This is a genomic window from Rectinema subterraneum (assembly GCA_009768935.1).
GTDB classification, from domain to species: Bacteria; Spirochaetota; Spirochaetia; order Treponematales; family Rectinemataceae; genus Rectinema; species Rectinema subterraneum.
In genome coordinates, this window is record WESA01000009.1 from 15,532 (window position 1) to 39,866 (window position 24,335).

Here is a 24,335-nt window from a genome sequence, read left to right on the forward strand (position 1 = left end):
CAGGGCATGAAGGGTTTAAAAATGGAGGCTTCGGGGGTTTTCCGCTCAAGTGCAAGGCTTCGGGCGCTTATGCTGCTTGCGGTGCTTTTCATGTTTGCCCCATCAGCGCAGCCAGTTCATGCGCAGGATGTCTCCTTGAGCATCCAGCAGTGGAGTTTTTTCGCGGATACTGCTGGTGAGCGGATTTCCGGGCCAGGGCAACATGTTTCGATCGGTTTAATAGGGGGTCTGACCCCCAGACTTGAATTGGATTTCAGTGCTGTAACCATGCTCACACCGAAGCCCGGCGATTCCCTGCTCGGGGCTGTCTCGCTCGGATATTCTTTGCTCGCAGAACGCTGGATCAACGATCGCGTGCCGCCTAATTGGGTGAGCATGCTCGCAGAAATAGGCTTTCTGGGCGGAGGGACGGAGCTTTGGGCGAGAGGATTTTCAGGCGCAACTCCGAAAGCCCAGGTGTTCGTGCGCTTTACGCCGCTCGTGCTGGGCAATTCATTCTATCGTAGGAGGGACCGTCTGCTTGCGCTCGGTTTTGCTTATGACCTTCTGAAACAGCGTGGCTCATTTTTCTTCAATTTCTTTGCGATCGACGCGAGTTTGCGGCGGTGATCCTGCTTTCAGTTGTCCTGGCCAGCGTGGCCCTGGCAGCCCCGGGCTGTTGCTGCCGGTTATGGTTCAGCCCATCCTGGCAATCAGCCGATTCCCTTCTCCAGATCGAACATCTTGCCCGGATTCATGATGAGGTTCGGATCCCATGCGCGCTTGATCGCTTTTAAAAGCTCGAGCTCGACAGGGCTCATAAACCTTTTCATATATTCCTTGCGCTTGAGCCCGATGCCATGCTCGCCCGAGATTTTTCCGCCCAGCTTCGAAATTGCCTCATAGAGCGCCTCGAGAGCCTGCGGTTCGATTCTGTGCCAATCTTCCATGGACATTTCCGGGTCCTTGACAAGTGTTGCGTGGAGATTCCCGTCGCCAGCATGCCCATAGCAGGGGATGGTGATGCCGAACTGCGCAGCGATGCGATCGAGCTCGGGGATCACCGCCGGTATCGATGCGGGCGGCACAACGATATCTTCAAGACTCTGGACTGGGCAGTACACCTTGAATGCTTCTGCGATGTTGCGTCGAATTGCCCACAGGCGTTCTTGGGTTGTACGGTTATCGGCCACATATACCTCAATAGCTCCCTGCTCCATGCACAGGTCGCCGACGGCCTCGGCTTCGCTCTCGACAAGCGCAGGGTCTCTGCCATCCATTTCGATGAGGAGCATCGCACCGCACTGCGCATAGGGCAGATTCTCGTTCAAGTACGCGCAGGACGTCTCAACCGAACGGCGATCCATGAATTCGATTGCGGTGGGGATGAGGCCTTTCGAAAGGATGACGGGAACGCAGGAAATTGCCTCCTGTGGGCTTCGGAAGAGCACGAGCAGGTCGGATTTGGCTGCAGGCAGTCCGATCAGCTTGATGATGGCCGCGGTTGCGATACCCAGCGTACCTTCAGACCCCACAATGAGATGCACAAGATCGTAGCCGGTCACATCCTTGGCCAGTTTGCCGCCCAGCCAGACTATGTCGCCTGCGGGCGTCACAAATTCGAGGCCCAGGATGTAGCGCGAGGTGACGCCATACTTGATTGCCTTGCCACCTCCTGCGTTCTCCGCGATGTTACCACCAAGCATGCATGTCTCAAGGCTCATAGGATAGCCGGCATAGAAAAGCCCCTTATCCTTGACAAGATTGTTGATTTCGTTCGTGACAATGCCGGTTTCGACCGTCATGGTGAGGTTTTCGTAATCGATTTCCCGCACGTGATTCATTTTTTCGAGCGAAATGACAATGCCTCCAAAGACGGGAATCGCGCCGCCGGAGAGGCCGCTTCCTGCTCCTCGCGGCGTGAGGGGAATGTGCGCGCGGTTCGCAAGTTTGACGATTGCGGCCACAGCTACGGTCGATTCGGGGGTGACGACAACTTCCGGCATGTGCGCATATTCTTCTTTGGAGGTTTCGTCATGGGAATATGCTTCGAGCTTGGCGGGGTCGAGAAGGACATTGCGGGCACCGGCGATAACGGCGAGCTCCCGTATGATTTCTTCTGTAACGCGGTTATAGAGCATGATTGCCCTCCGTGGAGATGCCCGTCTTCGCGCTGCGAACGCGCTCCGCAAGGCGTGGCAGGATTTCAAAGAGGTCTCCCACGACCGCGAGATCCGCGACTGCGTGGATGGGAGCCTCGGGATCGCTGTTGATTGAGATGATGGTTTTCGCGGTCCGAATTCCCGCCAGATGCTGGATTGCTCCTGAAATGCCGGCGCAAAGATAGATTTCGGGCGAAATAGTCTTGCCGCTCAAGCCTACCTGGTGCGGATACGAAATCCAGCCGCGATCGACAGCCTCGCGGCTCGCTCCGACGACAGCGCCAAGAGCATCGGCGAGTTCGCGCACAAGCTTGAAGTTCTCGGCTTTTTTGAGGCCGCGGCCACCAGAGACGACCATTCGCGCTCCTTCGAGGTTTTCAAAGCCTTTTGTATTGCGTTCCATGGAGAGTACTCGCGTTCGGACGGCGATTTGCTGCGTGCCCGCTCGGGATTCGGCTGGCTGCAGAGCTTGAGTTCGAAGCACTATCCCTTTGCGCTCGAAATCCGGGGACAGAGGTTGAGCCGAATGAGGGCGGACCGTCGCCATTTGCGGCTTGTGCTTTGGCGTTTTGATTGTCGCCATGATATTGCCGCCAATGGCAGGCCGGGTCTGCAAAAGGAGTCCAGTTCCCTCTTCGATAGCAAGCTCCGTGCAGTCAGCCGTGAGGCCGGTGCCGAACTTCGCAGCCAGGTAGGGCATAAGCGTTCGCCCTGTGGTTGTCGCCGCAGCGAGCACAATATCAGGCTTGCGTTCCCTGGCGAGTGCAAAGAGAGCATCTGCCCAGGTCTCGCAGACAAAATCATCGAAATTGAGGCTTTCGAGCGCGATAACGCTATCCGCGCCATACGCGATCAAGGCTTGCACTTCCTCATCGGCGAGGGACGGAGCTACAACAATAGCTGCAAGAGAGGTGTGCAACGCATCTGCAAGCGTGCGCGCCCGGGCGAGCAGTTCGAACGATACACTATCAAGGCCGACATGGCGCCGCTCGGCAATAATCCAGACTTCGGGTTTGGGAACGGCGGATTTGGCGGCGCCAGGGCTGGAAGCAGAGAGTTCAGCAGCAGAAGGTTCAGTGGGGGAAAGTTTTGCGGCAGAATGATTTCGCGCCGCCTCCTGATCTAGGCTCGCACGTTCCAAATTCTCATGTGTGGTGCTCGCTTTGGAATAGAGCGAGGTTCGCTCTTGATGAGCAGTTGCGAGAGCAGCTTCAGGGACGGAGCTCAAGCAGCCCTTTTCCTCAAGCAGCGCAAAAATGCGATTCACCGCACGCGCAATTCCTTCTTCATCCCTGGCCACAAGGCGCTCGCCATCGCGCGAAACCTTAGGGTAGAAAATTTTCGTCACCCGGGTTGGAGAGCCCGGAAGGCCCGCATCCTCTGTCCCCAAGCCAAGCTCGCGCGCACCCCAGCGAAGCACCTGCGCACTTCTGGCAAATTTCTTTCCTCTCAAAGTTGGCAGACGAGGCGAGGCAATTTCCTTCACCACCGTAATAAGACAGGGCATTTCGGTTTCGAGAATCTGGTAGCCTTCTTCGGTGAGCCGGCGCGCGCGCACAGTTGAGGGTGCGAAAGGCACGCCGCCCTTCTCTGCGCCTGCAGACCCCAAATCGGCGAAAAGCTCAAGCCCGCTCGCATACGAAATCACCGGAATTCCGAGCCATGCAGCGAGCGCAGGCCCCACCTGCCCTGTGTCGCCGTCGGTCGCGCGCTCGCCAGCCAAAATGATTTCGAACGCACCGATTTTCTTGACAGCTTCAGCAAGAACGCGCGAAGTCGCCCATGTGTCGGAGCCAGCAAACACCCTGTCGGTGAGCAAAACCGCCTCATCGCATCCCATCGAGAGCGCTTCACGCAGTGCGCGCTCCGCATCGGGCGGGCCCATCGAAAGAACAGTAATTCGGGCTCCAAACCGCTCTTTCAGCACGAGCGCCTCTTCGATCGCATAAAGATCGAGCGGATTGACAATGCTTTCGAGCCCCGAGCGGACCATGGTACCTGTCTCGGGGTCCATTTTGACTTTGTCGGTTTCGGGGACCTGTTTAATAGTAACGATGATATGCACGTGGGTTCTCCAGCTTATTGCCTCTTTTATTTTGAATTCTTGGTTCTTTCAAGGTTTGCACTGCCTGCCTTTTATCGTAGAATAGATGTATCGTCAAATTCTTTCAATCAGAGCGAGAGCAGCCCGTTGAGACCGGCACGGAGGCGCTCAGTCATCCAGCCTTCCAAAAGATTCATTGTGGTTCTGATGTAAGTATAGATTGCATCGATATTGAAACTTGTCGGCTCGATATCCAGGTCACGCAACGAGACAGGCGTTCCGATCGAACTGAGGAAATTCCTGGTTTCATCAATCTGCGCAGATTCCATTCCGTTCACGAGCATCTGAAGCAGTATACCTGCTGATACTATCTCGCCATGCAGAAACTTGCGCTGCTGTTGCTTAAAGTTTTTGCAGATAGAATCATAAAATGAATGAGCTACCGCGAGCTGCCGACCTCCGCTAACCAATGAAGAAACGGTTCCTGTCAACGCAATTCCAGCGCATACTACATCTTCTAGTTCTGGTGAGAGCTTACCAGTTTTTGCATCTTCAAGCGCCTTTTTGCCTTTTTGAAAGAACAGATCCCAGTTGTGTTTGGACAATACGAGCGCTGCAGAGGGCAATACCGTTTTTTCCCAATCAGATGCATATTCCATGCTAAAAGCTATCTCGGGGAATTTTGCAAGTGCATCAGCAATACCAGCTGCAAGCATACGAGTAGGGCAATGAGAAGTCAGGATTTCCATATCTACAAGCACACTAGCCACTTCGCGATTATGGAAAACGCTATAAAGCACATCACCATTATCGTTATAGACGACACTTAGAATGGCGAAAGCTGCACAAGTCGCCGCTGAAGTAGGCACCGTGATTACACTTAGATTCATGTCATTAGCTAGCAGCTTTGCCGTGTCGAGGGCTTTCCCGCCGCCGACACCGACTATTATATCAGCATCGAATCTTTCTGCCTTTTCGCGGAGCGAAGCAACTTTTTTCAATGTGCAATGGCCTTGAAATTCTTCGACAAGATAATCGATTCTTTCAGATTTTATGCTCGTTTCAATAGGGCTTAATGCGATAGAAAGAGCGGTATGCCCTCCAATGATAAAGGCACGCTTTGCTTTGTATCGTTTCAGTTCTTGGCCGACAAGATGTACTGCACCTTCTATCTGGATGTAACGTCCACCACCGAGGTAAGGATTGCCATTTCTCATTTTTTACCTCTCACTATTTTACAAGCCCAACCAGCCTGGGCACAAAAAGTGCTATATCAGGCACAAATGTAATCAGAAGAAGGCAGCTAAAGCTGAGAATATAGAAAGGCTTTAGTGCTTTTACTAGTCTTTCAAGCGTCGTCTGGCCAACTGTACAAGTTGCATAGAGTACAACTCCGACAGGAGGAGTAATTAGCCCTATGACTAAGTTTACAATCATTATGACTGCAAAATGAAGAGGAGACACTCCTGCCATGGTTGCAATAGGCCCAAGAATCGGCGCGAATAGTATGATAGCTGCGCCAGTTTCCATCCACATGCCTACTATGATCAAAAGCACATTCATGATGAGCAATAAAATATATCTATTATGAGAAATACCTAGAATGAAGGTTGCGATTTGTTCGGGAATTCGCTCGGATCCCAGTGCCCATGAGTAGGATGCAGCAAGTGCAACAATCATGAATAGCGTCGCACTTGTCTTTACTGTAGCCTCGAGCGCCTCAATGATATCTTTTGGCTTTGCTTCGCGATAGATCAGAAAGGCGGCAATCAGTGAATAAAAGACAGCTACTGCTGCTGCTTCTGTTGGAGTAAAGACACCCCCAACAATCCCGATGAGGATGATGGCGGGCATGCCTAGGGCAACCAGACCATCCCTCCATATTTTCGCTTTTGTTTTTCGATCGTATGTTAAGGTCACCTTGGGCAGATTAAGTTTTCTTCCTCTGAATAAGATATAGAGGCACTGAGTTCCACCTATGAGAAGTCCAGGAACGAGACCTCCGAGCAAAACGCCACCAACCGACATGCTCATTATTCCTGCATATAAAATTGCAGTCGAACTCGGTGGTATCAAAGGGCTCTGGATTGAAGATGCTGCAGTCAAAGCGCAGGAAAAATCCCTGTCATAACCATTTTCTACCATCGCATCAATTTCCATCTTTCCAAGAGCAGCTACATCGGAAAGAGCAGCTCCGGAAATGCTCCCAAAAATTGTGCTTTGTACGACATTAACATATGCAAGCCCTCCGCGCACTCTCCCGACCAACATATTAACGAGTGCAAAAAGCCTAGAAGAGACACCACCTCGAACCATGATTTCTGCGCTCATAACAAAAAACGGGAGCGCAAGTAAGGTAAAGGAATTGACACCAGAAAACATTCTCAAGGGAACAATGACAAGGCTCATCGGATTGGTCATTAGTATGAACCCTACAGATGCCATGCCGATAGAGAATGCAATTGGCATTCCAAGCGTAATAAATATTATAAGTCCAAGCGTAGAGATCCAGAATGCTGTCATGATCGACTCCAGTTCACAGATTACTCCTCATGAAAAAACTTATAATCAATCCGATACATTGCAAGACCATTAATGCCAATCCTACGATTATACCTAGCTCAGGAATGACCATATTAATACCAAGAGCAGGCGCCATTTCACGGCTCCAGACATTGGGAATAGATTTCAGAGCAAGGATGAATAAAAAGGCAATGAATCCAGATGCAACAGCTTTCAAAACCATATCGAAAACCCTCGAAGCATTTAGATGAAGCTTATCAAGAATAAACGTTACACGAAGATTTTCCCAACGTCTTATCGCATTGCTAGCGCCTAAAAATACTGTCCATACAAGAATGAACTTGGCGAGCTCTTCTGACCAAACCAAAGCATGGCCAAGGACATAGCGAAAGAAAACGCTCAATAGAATTAAAATAATATTTGCTGCCATAAGAATATCTGTTATATAAGTGATAATTTTTTCTATAAAAGCAAAAATTCCTTTCTCTGTTCTCATGAATGCTCCTTTTTAAACAGAAGAAGCAAGAGCGCGCTTCTTGGAAGCGCGCTCCCATAAAAATGCTCGATGCTATTTGAGGGCGCTTAACACCGTATCAACTGTTGAGGGATTAATGTTTTTCTTGAGCCAGTCGATTACTGGCTGTTGAGAAGCTGCTTTGAAGGTTGCTATTTCTGCTGAGGTTGGATAGTAAATTTGAACACCAGCTTTTTGCAAGGCTTCAAGAGCTAGTGAATCGTTCGCCCTCGAAGTTCCGCGAGCTGCGTATTCAGCGATTTTTCCAGCCTGAATGATCGCAGTTTGAAGATCAGGAGGCAGAGACTTGAGCCATTTTTCACTGGTAACGATCATAGCAGATCCGAGAAAATGTTCATCTAGTGTATAATACTTCTGAACTTCCTGCAAAGACCCACCAAGGATCGTGGCTGCAGAGTTTTCCTGTCCATCAACAACTCCGGTCTGAAGAGCGTTGTACAATTCAAGCCATGCGATTGGCGTAGGACTTGCGCCTAATGCTTTCACCATTTCCATGTGAACAGGAATCGTCATGGTCCGTATTTTGAGGCCTTTCATGTCTGCAGCTGTCTTGATAGGCTTCTTGTTGTTCGAAAAGCTTCTGAATCCGCCATTGTCATAAATTGCGAGGACACGGAGCCCGGAAACTTTTGCCATATTGTCGAATAGAGCTTTGCCAACAGGACCATCCCAGAGATTATAGGCCTCTAAAGCACTGCCAAAAGCATAGGGGATTGAGAAAACCTGTATGTCTTTGTAGAAGGGTGCCACAGCACCATCAGCGGGGGTAGCTCCTTGCAGGGTACCTGAGAAAATCTGCTGTATGTTTTCATTGGCATCGCCAAGTCGACCGTAAGGGTAGAGTTCAACAACTATTCTTCCACTTGAGAGTTTCTCAAGTGCACTCTTGAATGCAACCATACCTGCGTAGGAGTGGTGCATAACCTGCAAATCGCCGATCTTCAAGTATGGGGGATCCGTAAAGGCAAGCTTAAATACTATCGGCTGTTCGGCTAAAAGATCACCAACGACGCAAAGAAACAAAACCACGATCACAAGAAGCTTTTTCCAGTTTTTCATCAAAAACCTCCTATAAAAAGTCAACCGTGAGCCAAAGTTGGCTCATCGATTATGCGACGACATCGAATGCTGCCGCCTGCATCTCCACTGCCTTTCGGCGTATTTTCGGATCAATCATCTTCGCTTCGTCGAACGGTTCGTTCTGAGTGAGCATGTGCCACAAAATCTCACTCAATGCACGGGCCACTGCGATGATGCTTCGCCCCGACCCCTTTGCTTTTTTCATACGGTCATAGCGCACTATGAGCCGATACCTGCCCGTCCATCGTTTCTGTCTCACCATGCCAAGCACCACCTGGACCATGGCCGTGTGCAGCTCGTTCGACCTTTGTGTGGTAATGTGTCCATAGTGTTCCCGATTATTCGAGTTCTGCACCTACGGTACTACACTCGCAAAGGCTGCCAATTGACGGGGCGTCGTAAATCGACTGATGTCGTCAATGTATGCCCGCAGCGTCGCTGCATTAATCACGCCCGCTCCCGGTATCGTGCGTATCAATTGCACCACCGGATTATCAGCCGTCAGCTCGGCAATCAACTTGCCCAATTTCTTGACTTCTTCGTCCAGCCGGTCTAATATATCAAAGAGTGGATCTACCGCTCCGCCGACGTAGCCATGTGCTGCGAGTATGTCTTGTATTAGTCGGTGTTCTTTTTGACTCTGAAGACCTGCGCGCGTCGATTCAATACCCAGACATAACAATAACCCGTGAATCTGGTTCTTCACGCTCACGATTGTGCGGACCAGCGAGGATCGCTCCTTAAGCATGCGTCGCAATTCTTCGCTGTGCTGCGAGCAAAGCCGCGCTTCTGGAAGCATGCCCTTCTCCAAAAACTCTGCTAATGTAGCCGCATCGTGTCGATCGGTCTTTCTCACTGATTCGTTGACTACCTTGAACTTCAGCGTATTCACTATCACGACTCGGACTCCACACTTCTCCACACGGTTCTTGAAGTATCGTGCGTTCCCCGTGCACTCCACGACCACCGCAACCTCATGCCCCTGCTCGAACGCCTTCTCGAGTTCTTCTTCAAAGCAACAGTAGCCTTCTTCGTTCGTCAGATACTGCGCAAATCGACCTTCGCTATCCCCTTCCCTGCGCCAATACACCGTGAACTGTGTCTTGTGTAAATCCACTCCTACGCTCAAACGCATTGCCTTCCTCTTTGCTCTGGTTTGAGCCAGCTTCCTATTACGGTGGGTTCTCACCATTCTCCTATCCGACCTCGCAGGTCATTCATCATGACGAGCAGTAACCGGGCTGCCTCAAACCTAAGTCTAAGACAGCATAGCAAACCCACCAGCTCACGGCGACTGTTTTATCATTCCTCCTTTTTTCAAAATTTCGATTAATTTTGAATGCATCATCGATGCTAATTGTAGGAAATTCTCTTGAAGTTCTTAACTTTACATGGGCATTCTTCATTTTATTGCCAATAATATTCTTTGGCGAAGCGACCTCTTAAAATAATCAGCCCTGCTGTCTTCCATAAAAAGCATTACAAAAAGGATCAGATTCTTGCAGTACCAATCTCTAACGAATCCCACTATAATTGCCTCTTCTACATCCCCTTTGGTTACTCATTATGAGCGTCAGCAAGTTAGCATCCTTAACCCAAAGTCCACGATCTCATATCATGGCAGGCTTGCTCATAGAGAATATTTTATCGTCCTCCTTGCTATTCAAACTCCCGTTTCAATTATGACCCTAAGGATGATATATCGCTAAATGAGTCCTATTCTTACCATAATGCTCTTTACTTTTATCATTTCATCATCAGTTGCCGGAGTAAGCGGCAGCCTGGGGAGGCATGACGGATAACCCACCATAGCCATGGCTCCTTTAAGCAGACATACAGGATTGGTTCTTCCATTCTGTCCCAGCGATCGAAGCAGAGGCAATAATTCCAGCTGAATTCTTCCTGCTTCGAGAACATTCCCAGACAGGAATAAATTGATCATTTTCTTCATGCGATCTCCAAACAAGTGACAACCGCCGGATATGAATCCGCCTATGCGATTGCCACCCTGGGCCAGCGCTTCAAGCACCATCGTGTCATCGCCGCAGTACACAATGAAGTCTTCAGGAGTGGCCAGAAGATATTCGCTTATCTGTTTTGGTCTTAATTCAGCTTCTTCTTTTATAGCAACGATGTTGCTCTTTTTCGAAAGTTCTCTAAGGCTCTCTGGCTCAATATTCACGCCAGTAAAAATCGGGATATTGTAGAGCATTATATCGATATCGACCACATCCGCGATAAGAGAGAAGTGGTTTATTATTTCTTTCTGGCTGGGTTTTGTGTAATAAGGAGCGACTACCATCACAAGGTCAAATCCAAGTTCTTTTGCCTTACGCGTAAGAGCAATAGCTTCTTGGGTGGATGCTGCTCCTGTATGCGGAATAAGCTGAATGCGAGCTCCAAAGGCCTCTTTCATGGTTTCAAATATCTTGATTCGTTCGTCTGAAGTCATTGTGAAGAATTCTCCTGTTGTTCCAGTAAGGACGAATGAATCTGCATAGTCGCGTTTTAGAAGGATTTCTCCGATTTTTACTATTGCGTCATAGTCGACCGACATATCATTTTTGAATGGTGTGACGATGGGAACTAGCCGTTTTCCATACTTCTCTTTTTGCAGCATTTCGAAACTCCTTGTGTTTAGCATTCCGACAATCGTGTGATAAGACTGTCTGATGAGTCACTATAAAAACATGTACCATGACTTGGTCTATTTGTCAAGAAAAAAATTCAGCTGTTCCAGGCAGTAAGAAAACAGCTAAGAGACAGGCCACTCTATATAGAAGCTTTGATGATATCAAACGCGGTTTTTGCACGGGGCGGAATTTTTAAGTTTTTTCTATTTCATGAGCTACTTGTTCCATATCATGCTTTGAAATCTCGAGATGCTTAATCATTGCGAGTGTTCCTGCACGCTCGTCTTTTTTCAAAATTGCTTCGACAATCTTTTCGTGAGGGATAGTCGCATGATTGATATTCTCTATGACTGCGAAGGAGCGTGCTCGGAATTCCATCATGGAGTCGGCGATCAGTTTGCCAATCTTGATCAGCAGGCTGTTTCCCGAAGCTTGGATGATCGCGTTATGAAAAGATTCGTCCAGTGTTGCCAGCTCGATATGGTCCTTACGTATTGCTGCTAGCTTGAAAGCTTGATGAATCTCCTGTATCTGCTTGATGCTTTCTGGAGAAGCGCGCTGAATGGCAAGACGCACTGCAAGGGGTTCAATTCCCATTCTGACCTCGATTAATTCGCTCAGTTCGGCATGTTTTTCAGCGAACCAATATTTGATTGCATCAAATGAATTATCTTTATCTTTTGTAACATAAGCGCCTTTGCCAGCCTGAATTTGAATCATTCCCATTGCGGCAAGGACTCTTAGTGCTTCTCGCACGGTAGATCTACCAACGCCGAATTGCGCGCAAAAATCGTTTTCTGTCGGCAGCTTATCTCCGATCTTGAATTCGCCAGACATAATCAAAGCTTGAAGCTGCTTGACCACCTGATCTGTGATCGAGACTCGCTCAATCTTTCGAATTTTTTGGTTCAAATGACACCTCTGCTACATATATATCACAATCATAATACACAATGATACTTCATAATGTAAATGCTATGCAAATAATATCTTGCCTTGCTCCAGCTTCGGCTGGCCAGCGTACACGAAATGCATTCGGTATTGCAGTAGAAATTCATTGACAAATCGCTGAACTCGTTGTAATATAATTTAAGATATCAGACAATCTGCTAACATGATATCGGAAATTTTATATGCTAAAAGGAGCTATTTATGGTGAAGGATTTTGGTCGCATACTCCTTCCGCTTATCACGCCGTTTGATAAGAATGAAGAAGTCGATTATGACAAATACAAGCAGTTAGCTCGTTATGCGCTCGAAAAGAATTATTGCGATTCTATCATCGTTACGGGCACTACAGGTGAATTCAATACACTTTCCTTTGATGAGAGAGTGAATTTGCTTGAGGCTGCGCTCGAAGCAGTTGATGGTAAGGTGCCTGTCATCGCTGGAGTAGGCTGCGCTTCGACTCGGGAGACTGTCGCTCTTGCTCAAAAAGCCGAAAAGCTTGGCGCTGATTGCCTAATGGTCGTCGCTCCGTTCTACTGCAAGCCAACACAAGATGCAGTCTATGCCCATTTCAAGGCAGTTCATGATGCGACCAATATTTCGATTTTGCTGTATAATATTCCGATTTTTACAGGTATCAATATGGAGCCTGCGCTGGTAGGAAAGCTTGCTGCGCTGTCCCGCATTATTGGGATCAAAGATGAAGCAGGGCTGAATCCGATCCAGATAACCGATTATTATCTTGCTACAAAGCAGATTAAGCCTGGTTTTCTCCTGTACAATGGCGATGATCTCATGCTGATGCCTACAATTCCTCAGGGAGCTATTGGCATTGTTTCTGGGGGAGCCCATCTTGTCGGCGATAGGATTCGGAAAGTCTTTGATCTTTATGAAGCGGGCAAAAATGCCGAAGCGACAGAAGTATATCGCGATATTTTCAGACTTTTCCGTGGCTTTGGCGTGAACGGGCGAGTTCATCCAAATCCGATGCTGAGGGCCGCGATTGAAATAGTAACTGGTATCCAGGTTGGTCCGCCGCGGAGGCCGCTCGATCCAATCACTTCTTCCGAGCGAGAGTTCCTTATTGCGTTGCTCAAAGAAGTGAAGCTTATTTGAACAGGTGGCGGAAATGAAAAAAGGCAAGAAATTCAGCGGCATTATTCCTCCAATAGTCACTCCATTTGATGAATCGGGGAATATTGACAGAACGATTTTCAGGCGCGAAGTTCGGCATCTCATAAGCTGCGGTGTTCATGGCTTGTCGCCAGGAGGAAGCACAGGAGAAGGAGCAGCGCTCACCGACGAAGAGCTGGCGGAGCTTATTGGAATTATTCGCGAAGAAAATACCGAAGGGCTTCCTATTGTTGCTGGCGTGATTCGTACATCGACGCAAGCAGCGGTAAAGACCGCCTTGGCAGCGAAAGCTGCAGGTGCAAACGCACTTATGGTGACGCCAGTTTTCTATAATGTGCTTGTGCCTGACGAAAAAGGGAATTATTCATTTTATGAAGCAATAGCAGAAGCAGCGGATCTTCCTGTCATTATTTACAATGTTGTTCCGCAAAACGAAATAACGCCAGATGCCTTTTCGCGTCTTCTGAATATCCCGAATGTAATTGGCATCAAGCAAAGCGTTGGTGGCATAATGGCATTCTACGATATGGTGCTTACAAATGGTGATCGTGGAATGATTTATTCAGCAACAGACGAAATGCTGTATTCGACTTTTGACCTTGGAGCTGATGGCGCTATTTCCGCGATTCTTTCTCTCTTTCCGAAGCTCTGCGTAAAGATGTGGAACCTTGCAAAAGATGGCGATAATGCCAAAGCAAGGCACATACAGGACGCGATCTATCCTGTATGGAAAGCAGTTCGTGGCCCCCAGTTCCCAGCGAGGATGAAGGCTGCGCTTAAGATTCTCGGAAGGGATTGCGGTTTTTCTCGGTCTCCGATGAGCGAAGTGACGGAGTCTCAAGTAGCTCAGATGAAATTGCTTCTTGAAAATATCCGGGATGAATAAATCCGGATGAAATTATAGGAGGTTCGTATGCACAAACGTATATTTGGCATCATACTTTTGATGTCGTTCTTGGTTGCTATGGGCATTTCTGCTCAAGCAAAATTCCCGACAAAACCAATCAAAATTATCGTTCCCTGGAATGCGGGCGGCGGTACTGATGCGGTCGCGCGTGCTCTAGCCAGGTCTGGCGAAAAGTATCTTGGCGTTCCTGTGGTTGTGGAGAACAAGCCAGGTGGATCTGGAGCAGTAGGTTTGGCTGAAGTCGTTCAAGCCGCGCCTGATGGCTACACACTTGCTATTCTCCCCGTAGAATTGGGATTTATGGACAAGACAGGCGTCTATCCCTTTGGGTTCAAGGATTTTACGCCAATCATGAATCTCAATACTGACCCGGCAGCTCTTACAGTAAAAGCGGGCAGATTCAAGAGTGTGCAGGAATTCATCGCATACGCTAAGGCAAATCCAGGCAAGCTCAAGGTTGGTCATTCTGGCACAGGTCTTCTGTGGCATCTTGCTGCAGCGGTTTTTGCCAAGGAAGCAGGTATTACGCTGACCTATGTTCCATTCGATGGAGCAGCGCCAGCTATTGCGGCGCTTATCGGTAATCAGATTGACGCGGTGACGGTTTCTGGCGCAGAGGTTCAATCGCAAGTAAAAGCGGGTGAACTCACCATGCTTGCATGCATGGGTGATAAGCGCCTGGCAAATTTCCCCCAGATTCCAACGTTGATGGAGCTTGGCTATAAAGTCAATATCAGTACATTCCGCGGAATTGGCGGTCCAAAAGGCCTGCCTGCCGATAGAGTGACAATACTCCATGATGCATTCAAGAAGATGATGGAAGAACCTGAGTTCATTGAAACACTTAACAAGATGGGACTTGGTATAGATTATCGTTCGACTGCAGACTATAAAAAGCTTGCAGATGATACGGCTGCGGCACTTGAGCCGGTCCTCACCGAGCTTGGTTTGCTGAGAAAGAAATAATATAGGCGTTTTAGTAGCAGTAATATAAAATGAATATAAAGCGGCCTGAAGGCTCGGGCCGCTTTTCTTCGTCCATTGGTCATTGTTGCGGAGGGCTCTGAATGGTTTCATTTAAGGTAAAATGGCTTGATCTATTTCTTGGCCTTATAGGTATTGCATTATTAATCGGCGTATATATCCTGAGCGAAAGCTTTCCTGAACCTCATGAGGCTCAGTTGGGTGCTTCTGTATTTCCCAGAATAGTCTCTGCGCTTCTCGCTGTTGTCGGCATTTTTATTGCGCTTCAATCGCTGAAGAAAAAAAGCAATGCTGAATTGCATATTGAAAATGCCAAAATGGTTTTTTTTACTTTTTTTATTCTTTTGCTTTATGGATTACTTGTGAAAAAAGCAGGATTTTTGATTTTGACACCTGTTTTTATTGCAGTTCTTCTTAATATAATGAAATATTCAACTATCATCATTAATCTGCTTACATCGATTTTGACAACTGCTGGAATATATTTAGTTTTCAAAATATTTCTTTCTGTTCCACTCCCCGAAGGGATACTTGGGTTCTGAGGATAATACGATGGTTCAATATCTTTTTAATGGCTTTGCAAATCTGATTTCCAGCGGAAGCATTTTTGCGCTTTTTATAGGTGTATTTCTTGGAATTATTATTGGCGCCTTGCCAGGGCTTACTGCCACAATGGGAATCGCACTTCTTATTCCTTTTACATATGGAATGAATCCAGCATTTGCGCTGTCTCTTATGATCGGCATTTTTGCAGGCGGAATTTATGGTGGTTCGATTTCTGCCATTTTATTGAAAACGCCGGGAACGCCAGCAGCAGGAGCGACTGTATTGGATGGGTATCCTCTTGCGCAAAAAGGCCAGGCGGGCAAAGCTCTTGCAATATCGACAATAGCAAGTGCGCTTGGCGGATTGATCGGCGCTCTGATTCTTACTTTTCTTGCTCCGCAGATTGCCAGGATTGCGGTGCTCTTTGGCCCACCTGAATACGTGCTGCTTGGAGCATATGGCCTCACCATGATTTCATATGTTGCCGGCAAGTCAATGGCAAAGGGCATTTTCATGGGTTTGCTTGGTTTGCTGATTTCGACAATTGGTATAGATCCGATTTCTGGCTTTCCTCGTTTTACGTTTGGGCAGCTCAATTTGTTGAGCGGCTTATCTCTGTTGCCGGTTTTGATTGGTCTTTTTGCTGCCGCCCAAGCCTTCGAAGGCGTCGAGAAGCATAATGAGATTCAGGTGAAGCAGGTAAAAATCACAAAGATCGGCATTTCAGGGCATGAATTTATCCAAATTCTTCCGCATATAATCAAATCTGCTTTCATTGGCACTTTTGTAGGAGCTGTACCCGGGACGGGCACTGACATTGCGGCATTTCTTTCCTACGGAGAGGCAAAACGATCTTCCAAGCATCCCGAAGAATTCGGGACAGGAAGAATCGAAGGAGTTGCTGCTCCAGAATCGGGCAATAATGCTTGTGTAAATGGTGCTATGATCCCGATGTTTACATTAGGGATACCAGGAGAAGCAGCCACCGCAGTCATGCTTGGCGGACTTATGCTTTTGGGCTTGCAACCTGGACCTCTTCTTTTTAAAGAAAATCCGCAAGTTATCTATACTGTATTTGCGAGCACAATAACAAGCAATCTTCTTATTCTTGTGCTGGGGCTTATTGGGGCAAGGTTTTTTGCAAAAGTGCTGCAATTGCCAATGAAGCTTATTACAACTTTGATTTTTGTTCTTGCAATCATTGGTTCATATGCAATGCGCAATAATGTATTCGATGTAGGCGTTACAATTATTGCAGGTTTTCTCGGTTACATTCTTGTAAAAGCAGATTATCCGGTCCCGCCCGTGTTGCTTGGCCTCATCCTTGGGCCTCTTGTGGAGTCTAATCTGGGACGAACGATTATTATTTCTGAAGGTAATTTGCTTGTATTCTTCACAAGGCCGCTCTGCTGGCTTTTTTGGACGCTCATTTTGTATACAATAATTTCCAACATATTGAAGTCGAGAAAAACGGTAAAAGCTAGTTCCCAGGAAGCAAAAGAATGAGTAATGAGCGAATAGAAGAGGATATATTCTCGGTTGAAGGGTATATAGCTGTTGTGACCGGCGGCATGGGGCAATTAGGGCGCCAGTTTGTAAAATCGCTTGCTGAGCGCGGTGCAAAAGTTGCTATTTTTGCGCGCCATGCGCCTGACCGCGCATCGATCAAACAAGTCTTTGCAGGCCTTAGCGAGCGCATTATAGCGGTTCCTGTCGATATCACAAAAAAAGAAACTATCAAACAGGGGCTTTCTATAGTGATGAATACCTGGGGCATACCGCACGTGCTTATTAATAACGCAGGTTTAGATACGCAGCCATCAGCTCCGCCAGAAGTATCCGGTCCTTTTGAAAATTTTCCCGATGAGGTGTTTCGCGAAGTTGTAGAAGTGAACCTGGTTGGAACTTTCCTGTGTTGCCAAGTAATAGGAGCTGAAATGGCAAAGGCTGGAAGAGGTTCAATTATAAACATAGGCTCAATTTATGGCATGCTTTCACCTGTTCAGGATATTTATGCTTATAAAGAAGCGAAAACAGGGATCCCTTTTGTAAAGCCTGTTGCTTATTCTGCCTCAAAATCTGGTGTATACAACCTTACCAGGTATCTTGCAACCTACTGGGCGGCAAAAGGTGTCAGAGTAAATACCCTTACACCTTCTGGAGTTTGGAGATCAACACAAGATCCGGAATTCCAGGCCAATTATTGCGCAAAGATGCCCATGAAGAGAATGGCGCGGGAAGATGAATTCAACGGAGCGATTATTTTCCTTGCATCTCAAGCATCCTCATATATGACTGGCTCCAATCTGGTAATTGATGGAGGATGGACTGCATGGTGAGGAATCGGAAAGCAGCATCGCTTGCAAAGGGAATTTTTGCAGCTCTGCCGACAGCATTCGATCAAGCTGGCAATGTTGATGAAAAGGCGCTTTGTTTTCTAGTGAGGAATTTGCTTCAAAAAGGGGTAGAAGGTTTCTATGTCGGCGGATCGACAGGCGAATGCTTTCTGCTCAGCGAAGCTGAACGCAAGGAAGTACTGGAAATTGTGCTTGATGCTGCTGAAGGGAAAGTACCTGTTATTGCGCATGTGGGCGCAATGTCGACTATTGTTGCGGTTTCTTTAGCCCAGCATGCAGCAGCATGCGGCGCGTCAGCTGTATCAGCGACTCCTCCCTTTTATTTCAGTTATAATCTCGATAAAATCTATAGCTATTATGCTGATATTGCTGAAGCATCGGGCTTGCCAGTGCTTGTATACAATATACCGGCGTTCTCGGGAAGAAATTTTGGCCATAATGAAATTGACAGATTGCTCGACATACCGGGGGTAGCCGGGCTCAAGCATACTTCCATGAATCTATATGAATTGGAACGCATCCGCGTGAAAAATCCTGATAAGATTCTCTTTTCTGGCTATGATGAAGTTTTTCTTCCTGCACTTGTGTCTGGCGCCGATGGAATGATCGGCAGCACAGTGAATCTTATGCCTGAGCTGTTTTTGGATATAAAAAAGCTATTTATTTTGGGTGATATCGCTGCAGCCCAGAAGCTACAAGCTAAGGTGAACTCGGTTATTGAAGCGCTTGCTGGGGGTCTTTTTCCCCGGCGCTTAAATATGCGCTTGGCATTGCCGGGCTGCCCTGCGGCGAATGCAGAAAGCCATTTCTTCCAATTTCTAGCCAAAAGATGGAATTGATCAAGACTAGCCTTGTTTCATCGGGAATTCTAAAAAGCTGAAAGTCTAGCCCGTCTCATATACCGACCCCACCCTGCCATTTTTGATGACCCCAGAAGTCGGCAATTTTAGTGATCCCCCTCCTGCACTATTTTGGTGAGTCTCGCTCGATCATGGTTGCACGAGGCATTCATGCCCTCGCCCAATCAAATCGGTGCGGCCCAGCATTCGCAATGCCTCGCGGACCATCTCGTGGTTCTCGGGCTTGGAAAACTGCAAAAGTGCACGCTGGAGCGCTCGTTCCTTTGTGCCGCGCGGTATGTAGACTGATGTGCCGTCGAGGGGATTCATGCGGGTTCTCCACATGGCGGTGGAGAGCGTGCCGGGAGTGGGATAAAAATCTTGGACTTGGTCGGGGATGAATCCGAAGCGCTTGAGGTAGAGCGCAAGTTCGAGGGCATCCTCGAGCGTGGCACCGGGATGCCCGGAAATGAAGTAGGGAACGAGGTACTGTTGTTTGCCGAACTTCTGGTTGAGGCGGGAATATTCTTCGGCGAAGCGGTCGAAGGTCTCGATCGGCGGCTTGCCCATGAGATCGAGCACCCGGTCGGAAACGTGTTCTGGTGCTACTTTGAGCTGGCCGGAAATATGGTGCTCCACAAGATCGCGGAAAAAACCTCTGTCCCTGTCGAGCATGAGATAATCGAAGCGGATGCCGGAGCGGATAAATACTTTCTTGATCCCGGGCAGGGAGCGCAGGCGTTTCAAAAGTTCGCGATATTCGCTATGGTCGACTTCGAGGTTGGCGCAGGGGGTTGGGGCGAGGCAGCGCCGATCGATGCAGGCGCCTTTTTGAGCCATTTTGTCGCATGCCGGGGCGCGAAAGTTGGCGGTGGGACCTCCGACATCGTGGATATAGCCTTTGAAATCGGGCATTTTTGCAAAGCTTTGGGCTTCGCGCACAATCGAATCGATGCTTCGTGAGGTGACCACGCGGCCCTCATGAAAGGCGAGGGCGCAAAATGAGCAAGCTCCGAAGCAGCCGCGCGACGAGTTGAGCGAAAACTTGACTTCTGTGAGCGCGGGCACGCCGCCGAATGGGTCATACATAGGGTGCCATGCGCGCTGATAAGGCAGTTCGTACACTTTGTCGAGCTCTTCGCGGCTCAATGGGAATTCGGGAGGTTCTTGGATAACGAACCGGTCGCCGCATGGCTCAATGAGGCGTTTTGCTGACCATGGGTCGGTGTTGCGGTACTGGATTTTGAATGAACGAGCGAAGGCGCGGCGGCCTTCGTCGGAGTCTGGCTGGATTTCTTCGAACGCGGGCAGAACCTCTGTCCCCGGCTGCGGGGCCGCCGCAAGAGCCTGCTCGAACTTCGAGGCATGGACTGCCCACACTGTCCCGCGGATACCGCGCAAATCAACCTCTGTCCCCACAGCGCCCGACGCATGTCCGGTGGAGCTGTCCGCTTTGCTGGCTTGTGCAAGCTTTTCCATCACTTCCAGGATTTGCCGCTCCGCCATCCCGTAGAGCAAAAGATCGGCCTTTGCGTCGAGCAACACAGAGCGGCGCACAGTATCCGACCAATAATCGTAATGAGCGAGCCTCCGCAAGGACGCCTCGATTCCCCCCAAAATGATCGGAACGCCTTTATACGCCTGCCTGCACAAGTTCGAATACACAATTGCAGCCCGGTCAGGTCGCGCATTGACTCGCCCCAGCTTGCTTTTTCCTATCGTTCCATCGGCCCGCAAGCAGAGCGAGCGATCGCCTTCTGGCGCATATTCATCGTGCGAGCGCGGTTTTTTATTTGCAGTATAAGAAGATACCATGGAGTCAAGCGCTCCGGCGGTCACCAGAAACGCGAGCCTGGGCTTGCCGAACATCCGAAACACTTCAGGATCATCGGGGTCGGGCCTGGCGAGTATGGCCACCTGGTAGCCATGAGCCTCGAGCCAGCGTCCTATCAGCGCCGCCCCAAATGAGGGGTGGTCCACATAGGCGTCTCCGCTGACTATGACGGCATCGAAGGAGCCGGGAACCAGCCGGCGCCTCTCCATATCTTTGGGCGATGCGACAAGAAAATCCATATATCAGCAGTATAATGAATTGGTACCTGTGTGTCTTGGATTGGAGAATGGCGGGTCAAAGGCAATCTGTCATTGGTTCATGGCGCGTCAAAGCCAATCCGCCGCCGACTCTTGGAGGCAAGGCACGCGGCTGCCGCCGATTCATGACGGGAAAACGCCCGCCGCCGTCGAGCTTTGGAAAAGCGCCCATTTTTTAAATGCTAAAAAACTACAGTTTTCCGGAAATTTTGAAGAGCCGGGTTTTCTTAGTATATTTGTATGTAAGAAATTGCCTTGTGTCCGCCTTTGGCGGAGTCCGCTTTGAGCGGGCTACTATTTCGATTGCACTGGAGGAACAGCATGACCAAGAACATGGGAAAAACGGATAAAACTATCCGACTCATTGCCGCAATTGTTATTGCAATTTTGATTTTGGTCGGCACATTATCCGGCGTCTGGGCGTGGATTTTGGGTATTATCGCGGTGGTCTTTGCAGTGACGAGCGCGATCTCTTTCTGCCCGCTGTATACGATCTTCGGCATCTCGACCGCACCAAAGGAAGAAAAGAAAGAAGAGAAGAAATAAGCAAGTCAGAACTTCTTGCTTCTATTTTCCTTTATTTTGTTCAGGACTCGGGTTTTCGGCCTGTGCAGCTTCAGGGGTAGATGATTTTTCGTCTTCCTTTTGCTGCTTTTGGAATTCCCGGGTCTTCTTTTTTTGCACAGAGAGAGCTCGCATTCGCTTCCAAATCGAAGGGACAAGGATTAACATGCCAATCAGGATGCCTGCTCCTAAGGTGAGGACAAGGACAAGTGACATCGAGGCGGTCGCTGACCATCCAAAAAATGCAACAGTAATCGGCGCGCTATTCTGAACCGCAAAGATTACTGCGATGATCACCGCTGCAATCAGAATGATGATATAGACAACTCGCATATTCTAACCTCCTGCGGAAATTGATATTGCTGTGCTGCGCCAAACGCTGAGCCTCGCCAAACATCGCGCAGCGCTCCAGATACATCGCCCCGCCACCCTATATGCGCCAGACTCCCCGTTGCTTGCCTTAATCATCATACGACGATATCTCTACCTTTGCAAATTCCCAATGCTCGGGAGCGCGCCACAGACTCGAAATCATGAGCTCTTTTACAAATATAAGCTCTTTTGGCAGCCTGTCATACAGTTTCATGAACAATTCTTCATGCGAGAGAATTTCGCTCATCCATGCATCTCTTTCCACAGACATGAGTTCAGCCCATTTTTCTTCTGAGAATTCCAGTCCGTCCCAGCAGATGTCCTCGTAGCGGGGCATCCAGCCGATGGGACTTTCGACAGCCTTTCCGTGGTTATTTGCGCGGTCGACAATCCATTTGAGCACGCGAATATTTTCGCCGAAGCCGGGCCAGAGGTAGTTGCCTTCTTTATCTTTGCGGAACCAGTTCACTCCGAAAATTCGAGGGGGATTGCAGCTCCATCGCCCGAATCTGAGCCAATAATTGAAATAGGAAGCCATGTTATAGCCGCAGAACGGGAGCATGGCAAAGGGATCGCGGCGTACATGTCCGACTGCGCTCGTCGAAGCGGCGGTCGTTTCCGAGCCCAGAGTCGCGGCAAGATATACGCCGTAAATCCAGTTGAATGACTGGTAGACGAGTGGGTACACCGTGCTGCGCCTGCCTCCGAAAATGAATGCCTTTATCGGAACGCCTTCAGGGTTTTCCCATTCAGGGTCGACTGAAGGACACTGGTAGAGAGGAGCGGTAAAGCGAGCATTGGGGTGAGCCGCAGGCTTTCCGGAGGATGGATCCCAAGGCTTGCCTTGCCAGTCGATGAGGCCTTCGGGCGGGTTTGGTGTCATGCCTTCCCACCAGACATCGCCGTCTGGGGTGAGCGCTGTGTTGGTGAAGATAGTGTTTGCGCGGATGGTGGCCATTGCATTCGGGTTGGATTTTGCGGAGGTGCCCGGTGCGACACCGAAAAAGCCTGCTTCCGGATTGATGGCACGAACCTGGCCGTCTTTGCCCGGGCGAATCCATGCGATATCGTCACCTACGGTAGTCACCTTCCAGCCTTCGAAAGCCTTGGGCGGGATGAGCATGGCAAAATTGGTTTTGCCGCACGCGCTGGGAAATGCTGCAGCCACATAGGTTTTTTCGTGGTCCGGCGATTCGACGCCGAGAACGAGCATGTGCTCCGCGAGCCAGCCCTGATCGCGCGCAATAACCGACGCGATGCGAAGGGCGAAGCATTTCTTTCCGAGCAAAGCGTTTCCGCCATATCCTGAGCCATACGACCATATTTCCCGGGTCTCGGGGAAATGGACGATGTATTTGTTTTCCTTGTTGCATGGCCAGGGGACATCTTTCTGGCCGACAGCGAGGGGCATGCCCACCGAGTGCATGGCCGGCACAAAATCGCCATTTTCTCCAAGGGCTTCGATAACCTTGCGCCCCATTCTTGTCATAATGCGCATGTTCGCGACGACATATGCCGAATCGGTGATTTCGACGCCGATGTAGGACATGGGAGAGCCGATTGGCCCCATGGAGAAGGGGATGACGTACATCGTGCGTCCGCGCATACAGCCGTCAAAAAGAGAGGTGAGGATAGACTTCATTTGTTTTGGGTCCATCCAGTTGTTGGTTGGACCAGCTTCTACCTTGCGGCGGCTGCAGATAAAGGTGCGGTCCTCGACGCGGGCCACGTCGCTTGGGTCCGAGCGTGCAAGGAAGGAGTTGGGGCGTTTTTCGGGGTTGAGGGGTATGAAGGTTCCCGAAGCGACGAGCGATTGGCAGATGGTGTTGTATTCTTCTTCGGAGCCGTCGCACCAATAGACAAAATCGGGCTTGCACAAATCTTTCATGCTGGAAACCCAGGATAATAGACGCGCATGTTTCACATACGAAGGGAATTGCATATTTGCTCCTGATAACCTGCTCACAATGACCCGTTGTTATGCTGAATCAGCAGATATTGCATTATAAAGCCGTTTTCCGGTTTTGTGGGTAAAAAATATAAGGCGCGGCAGTGCTTTCCGCGGCGGCATTTTCTGCAGAACAGCGATGCGGTTCGGCTGGCTTTTCAGCAGAGCAGCAGCAGTCTATGCTGAATGCATGAATATTGAAGGTTTGCATGCTGGTCTGCAGGCAGGGCCGGCTATTATCGCGGCTCTTATAGTATTCTCGGCGCTGGTGATTGCAGCTGGGGTGCTCGCGTATCGGGCAGGGAGGCAGCGAGGTCTTCTTGAGGCGGAGTTGAGCGAGGGGGAAAGGATGGATCTCGCGCGCAAGGATGCAATAGAGCGCTCCCGCGCAGTGCTCTCCGGGCAGATTTCGGAACAGATTGCTCCATGGCTGCCGGATTTTCCGGCCAACCCTTCAGATGCGCGATTTATCGGCAAGCCGGTCGATTTTGTTGCGTTTTGCGGCGCGGACGAGGGAGTTGTGCGCGAAATTGTTTTCATTGAGGTAAAGACCGGGCGCTCGGCATTGAGTCCGGTCGAGCGCAGTGTGCGCGAAGCGATTACTCAGGGACAGGTAAGGTGGGTCGAATATCGGCTTGAGTAAAGGGTCGCGATGCTCTTTTATCTCGGGCTCGCGGCGTTTTTAGCTC

At 49.3% G+C, this 24,335-nt stretch carries 23 protein-coding genes; 10 read left to right on the forward strand and 13 right to left on the reverse strand.

Translation table 11 applies throughout. The annotated features are described in order from the left end of the window. Positions 1-6 precede the first annotated feature (6 nt). A complete protein-coding gene (locus GAP13_RS04065) occupies positions 7-609 on the forward strand; it encodes a hypothetical protein (protein WP_158906461.1) in 603 nt (200 codons plus the stop codon). An 83-nt stretch (positions 610-692) separates the two neighbouring features. On the opposite strand, the gene GAP13_RS04070 is transcribed toward GAP13_RS04065, so the two are convergent. From GAP13_RS04070 to GAP13_RS04120, 10 genes are all read right to left on the reverse strand, one after another. Then, positions 693-2,120, reverse strand: coding sequence for an FAD-binding oxidoreductase (locus GAP13_RS04070; RefSeq protein WP_158906463.1), 1,428 nt, complete (start codon positions 2,118-2,120; stop codon positions 693-695). Beyond that, positions 2,110-4,206: an FAD-binding protein gene (locus tag GAP13_RS13195; protein ID WP_241864286.1), complete on the reverse strand. Its 2,097-nt coding sequence runs from the start codon at positions 4,204-4,206 to the stop codon at positions 2,110-2,112. Before GAP13_RS13195 ends, GAP13_RS04070 begins: the two co-directional genes overlap by 11 nt. A 107-nt stretch (positions 4,207-4,313) precedes the next feature. Beyond that, positions 4,314-5,402 (reverse strand): iron-containing alcohol dehydrogenase family protein, encoded by a 1,089-nt coding sequence (locus GAP13_RS04085; protein WP_158906465.1) that lies wholly within the window; start codon positions 5,400-5,402, stop codon positions 4,314-4,316. 13 nt (positions 5,403-5,415) lie between these two features. After that, positions 5,416-6,708, reverse strand: a complete 1,293-nt coding sequence (locus GAP13_RS04090; RefSeq protein WP_158906466.1) for a TRAP transporter large permease — start codon at positions 6,706-6,708, stop codon at positions 5,416-5,418. A gap of 13 nt (positions 6,709-6,721) precedes the next feature. Then, complete coding sequence (locus tag GAP13_RS04095; protein WP_158906468.1) at positions 6,722-7,204, reverse strand: TRAP transporter small permease; 483 nt, start codon at positions 7,202-7,204, stop codon at positions 6,722-6,724. A gap of 72 nt (positions 7,205-7,276) precedes the next feature. After that, on the reverse strand, positions 7,277-8,302 hold the full coding sequence (locus tag GAP13_RS04100) for a DctP family TRAP transporter solute-binding subunit (protein ID WP_158906470.1): 1,026 nt from the start codon (positions 8,300-8,302) through the stop codon (positions 7,277-7,279). A gap of 49 nt (positions 8,303-8,351) precedes the next feature. After that, positions 8,352-8,678 (reverse strand): hypothetical protein, encoded by a 327-nt coding sequence (locus GAP13_RS04105; RefSeq protein ID WP_158906472.1) that lies wholly within the window; start codon positions 8,676-8,678, stop codon positions 8,352-8,354. After that, positions 8,679-9,458: an IS110 family RNA-guided transposase gene (locus tag GAP13_RS04110; protein ID WP_158906474.1), complete on the reverse strand. Its 780-nt coding sequence runs from the start codon at positions 9,456-9,458 to the stop codon at positions 8,679-8,681. It abuts the gene before it with no gap. Between the two features lie 570 nt (positions 9,459-10,028). Beyond that, positions 10,029-10,943, reverse strand: coding sequence for a 4-hydroxy-tetrahydrodipicolinate synthase (gene dapA, locus GAP13_RS04115; RefSeq protein WP_158906476.1), 915 nt, complete (start codon positions 10,941-10,943; stop codon positions 10,029-10,031). Positions 10,944-11,148: 205 nt separating this feature from the next. Next, positions 11,149-11,868 carry a FadR/GntR family transcriptional regulator gene (locus GAP13_RS04120; protein WP_158906478.1) on the reverse strand — a complete coding sequence of 240 codons (720 nt, stop codon included), beginning with the start codon at positions 11,866-11,868 and terminating at the stop codon, positions 11,149-11,151. Positions 11,869-12,108: 240 nt separating this feature from the next. Between GAP13_RS04120 and dapA (GAP13_RS04125) the strand changes: the two genes are divergently transcribed. From dapA (GAP13_RS04125) to GAP13_RS04155, 7 genes are all read left to right on the forward strand, one after another. Then, a complete protein-coding gene (gene dapA, locus GAP13_RS04125; protein ID WP_222126142.1) occupies positions 12,109-13,020 on the forward strand; it encodes a 4-hydroxy-tetrahydrodipicolinate synthase in 912 nt (303 codons plus the stop codon). A gap of 13 nt (positions 13,021-13,033) precedes the next feature. Further along, positions 13,034-13,924: a dihydrodipicolinate synthase family protein gene (locus GAP13_RS04130; protein WP_158906480.1), complete on the forward strand. Its 891-nt coding sequence runs from the start codon at positions 13,034-13,036 to the stop codon at positions 13,922-13,924. A 27-nt stretch (positions 13,925-13,951) separates the two neighbouring features. Further along, a complete protein-coding gene (locus tag GAP13_RS04135; RefSeq protein ID WP_158906482.1) occupies positions 13,952-14,911 on the forward strand; it encodes a tripartite tricarboxylate transporter substrate binding protein in 960 nt (319 codons plus the stop codon). Between the two features lie 101 nt (positions 14,912-15,012). Continuing rightward, positions 15,013-15,471 (forward strand): tripartite tricarboxylate transporter TctB family protein, encoded by a 459-nt coding sequence (locus GAP13_RS04140; RefSeq protein ID WP_158906484.1) that lies wholly within the window; start codon positions 15,013-15,015, stop codon positions 15,469-15,471. A gap of 10 nt (positions 15,472-15,481) precedes the next feature. Next, positions 15,482-16,981, forward strand: coding sequence for a tripartite tricarboxylate transporter permease (locus GAP13_RS04145; protein WP_158906486.1), 1,500 nt, complete (start codon positions 15,482-15,484; stop codon positions 16,979-16,981). After that, a complete protein-coding gene (locus GAP13_RS04150) occupies positions 16,978-17,814 on the forward strand; it encodes an SDR family oxidoreductase (protein ID WP_241864287.1) in 837 nt (278 codons plus the stop codon). Before GAP13_RS04145 ends, GAP13_RS04150 begins: the two co-directional genes overlap by 4 nt. Beyond that, positions 17,808-18,671, forward strand: a complete 864-nt coding sequence (locus GAP13_RS04155; RefSeq protein WP_158906488.1) for a dihydrodipicolinate synthase family protein — start codon at positions 17,808-17,810, stop codon at positions 18,669-18,671. Before GAP13_RS04150 ends, GAP13_RS04155 begins: the two co-directional genes overlap by 7 nt. A gap of 150 nt (positions 18,672-18,821) precedes the next feature. Here the strand turns inward: GAP13_RS04155 and GAP13_RS04160 are convergent, their stop codons facing one another. After that, complete coding sequence (locus GAP13_RS04160; RefSeq protein WP_158906490.1) at positions 18,822-20,744, reverse strand: YgiQ family radical SAM protein; 1,923 nt, start codon at positions 20,742-20,744, stop codon at positions 18,822-18,824. 339 nt (positions 20,745-21,083) lie between these two features. On the opposite strand from GAP13_RS04160, the gene GAP13_RS04165 reads away from it, so the two are divergent. Continuing rightward, complete coding sequence (locus GAP13_RS04165; protein ID WP_158906492.1) at positions 21,084-21,308, forward strand: YgaP family membrane protein; 225 nt, start codon at positions 21,084-21,086, stop codon at positions 21,306-21,308. A gap of 21 nt (positions 21,309-21,329) precedes the next feature. Here GAP13_RS04165 and GAP13_RS04170 read toward each other — a convergent pair whose 3' ends face one another. Then, positions 21,330-21,659, reverse strand: a complete 330-nt coding sequence (locus GAP13_RS04170; RefSeq protein WP_158906494.1) for a LapA family protein — start codon at positions 21,657-21,659, stop codon at positions 21,330-21,332. 127 nt (positions 21,660-21,786) lie between these two features. Beyond that, positions 21,787-23,640 carry a phosphoenolpyruvate carboxykinase (GTP) gene (locus GAP13_RS04175; RefSeq protein WP_158906496.1) on the reverse strand — a complete coding sequence of 618 codons (1,854 nt, stop codon included), beginning with the start codon at positions 23,638-23,640 and terminating at the stop codon, positions 21,787-21,789. Positions 23,641-23,836: 196 nt separating this feature from the next. On the opposite strand from GAP13_RS04175, the gene GAP13_RS13200 reads away from it, so the two are divergent. Beyond that, positions 23,837-24,289, forward strand: a complete 453-nt coding sequence (locus GAP13_RS13200) for a Holliday junction resolvase-like protein (protein WP_241864288.1) — start codon at positions 23,837-23,839, stop codon at positions 24,287-24,289. Positions 24,290-24,335: the final 46 nt, after the last annotated feature.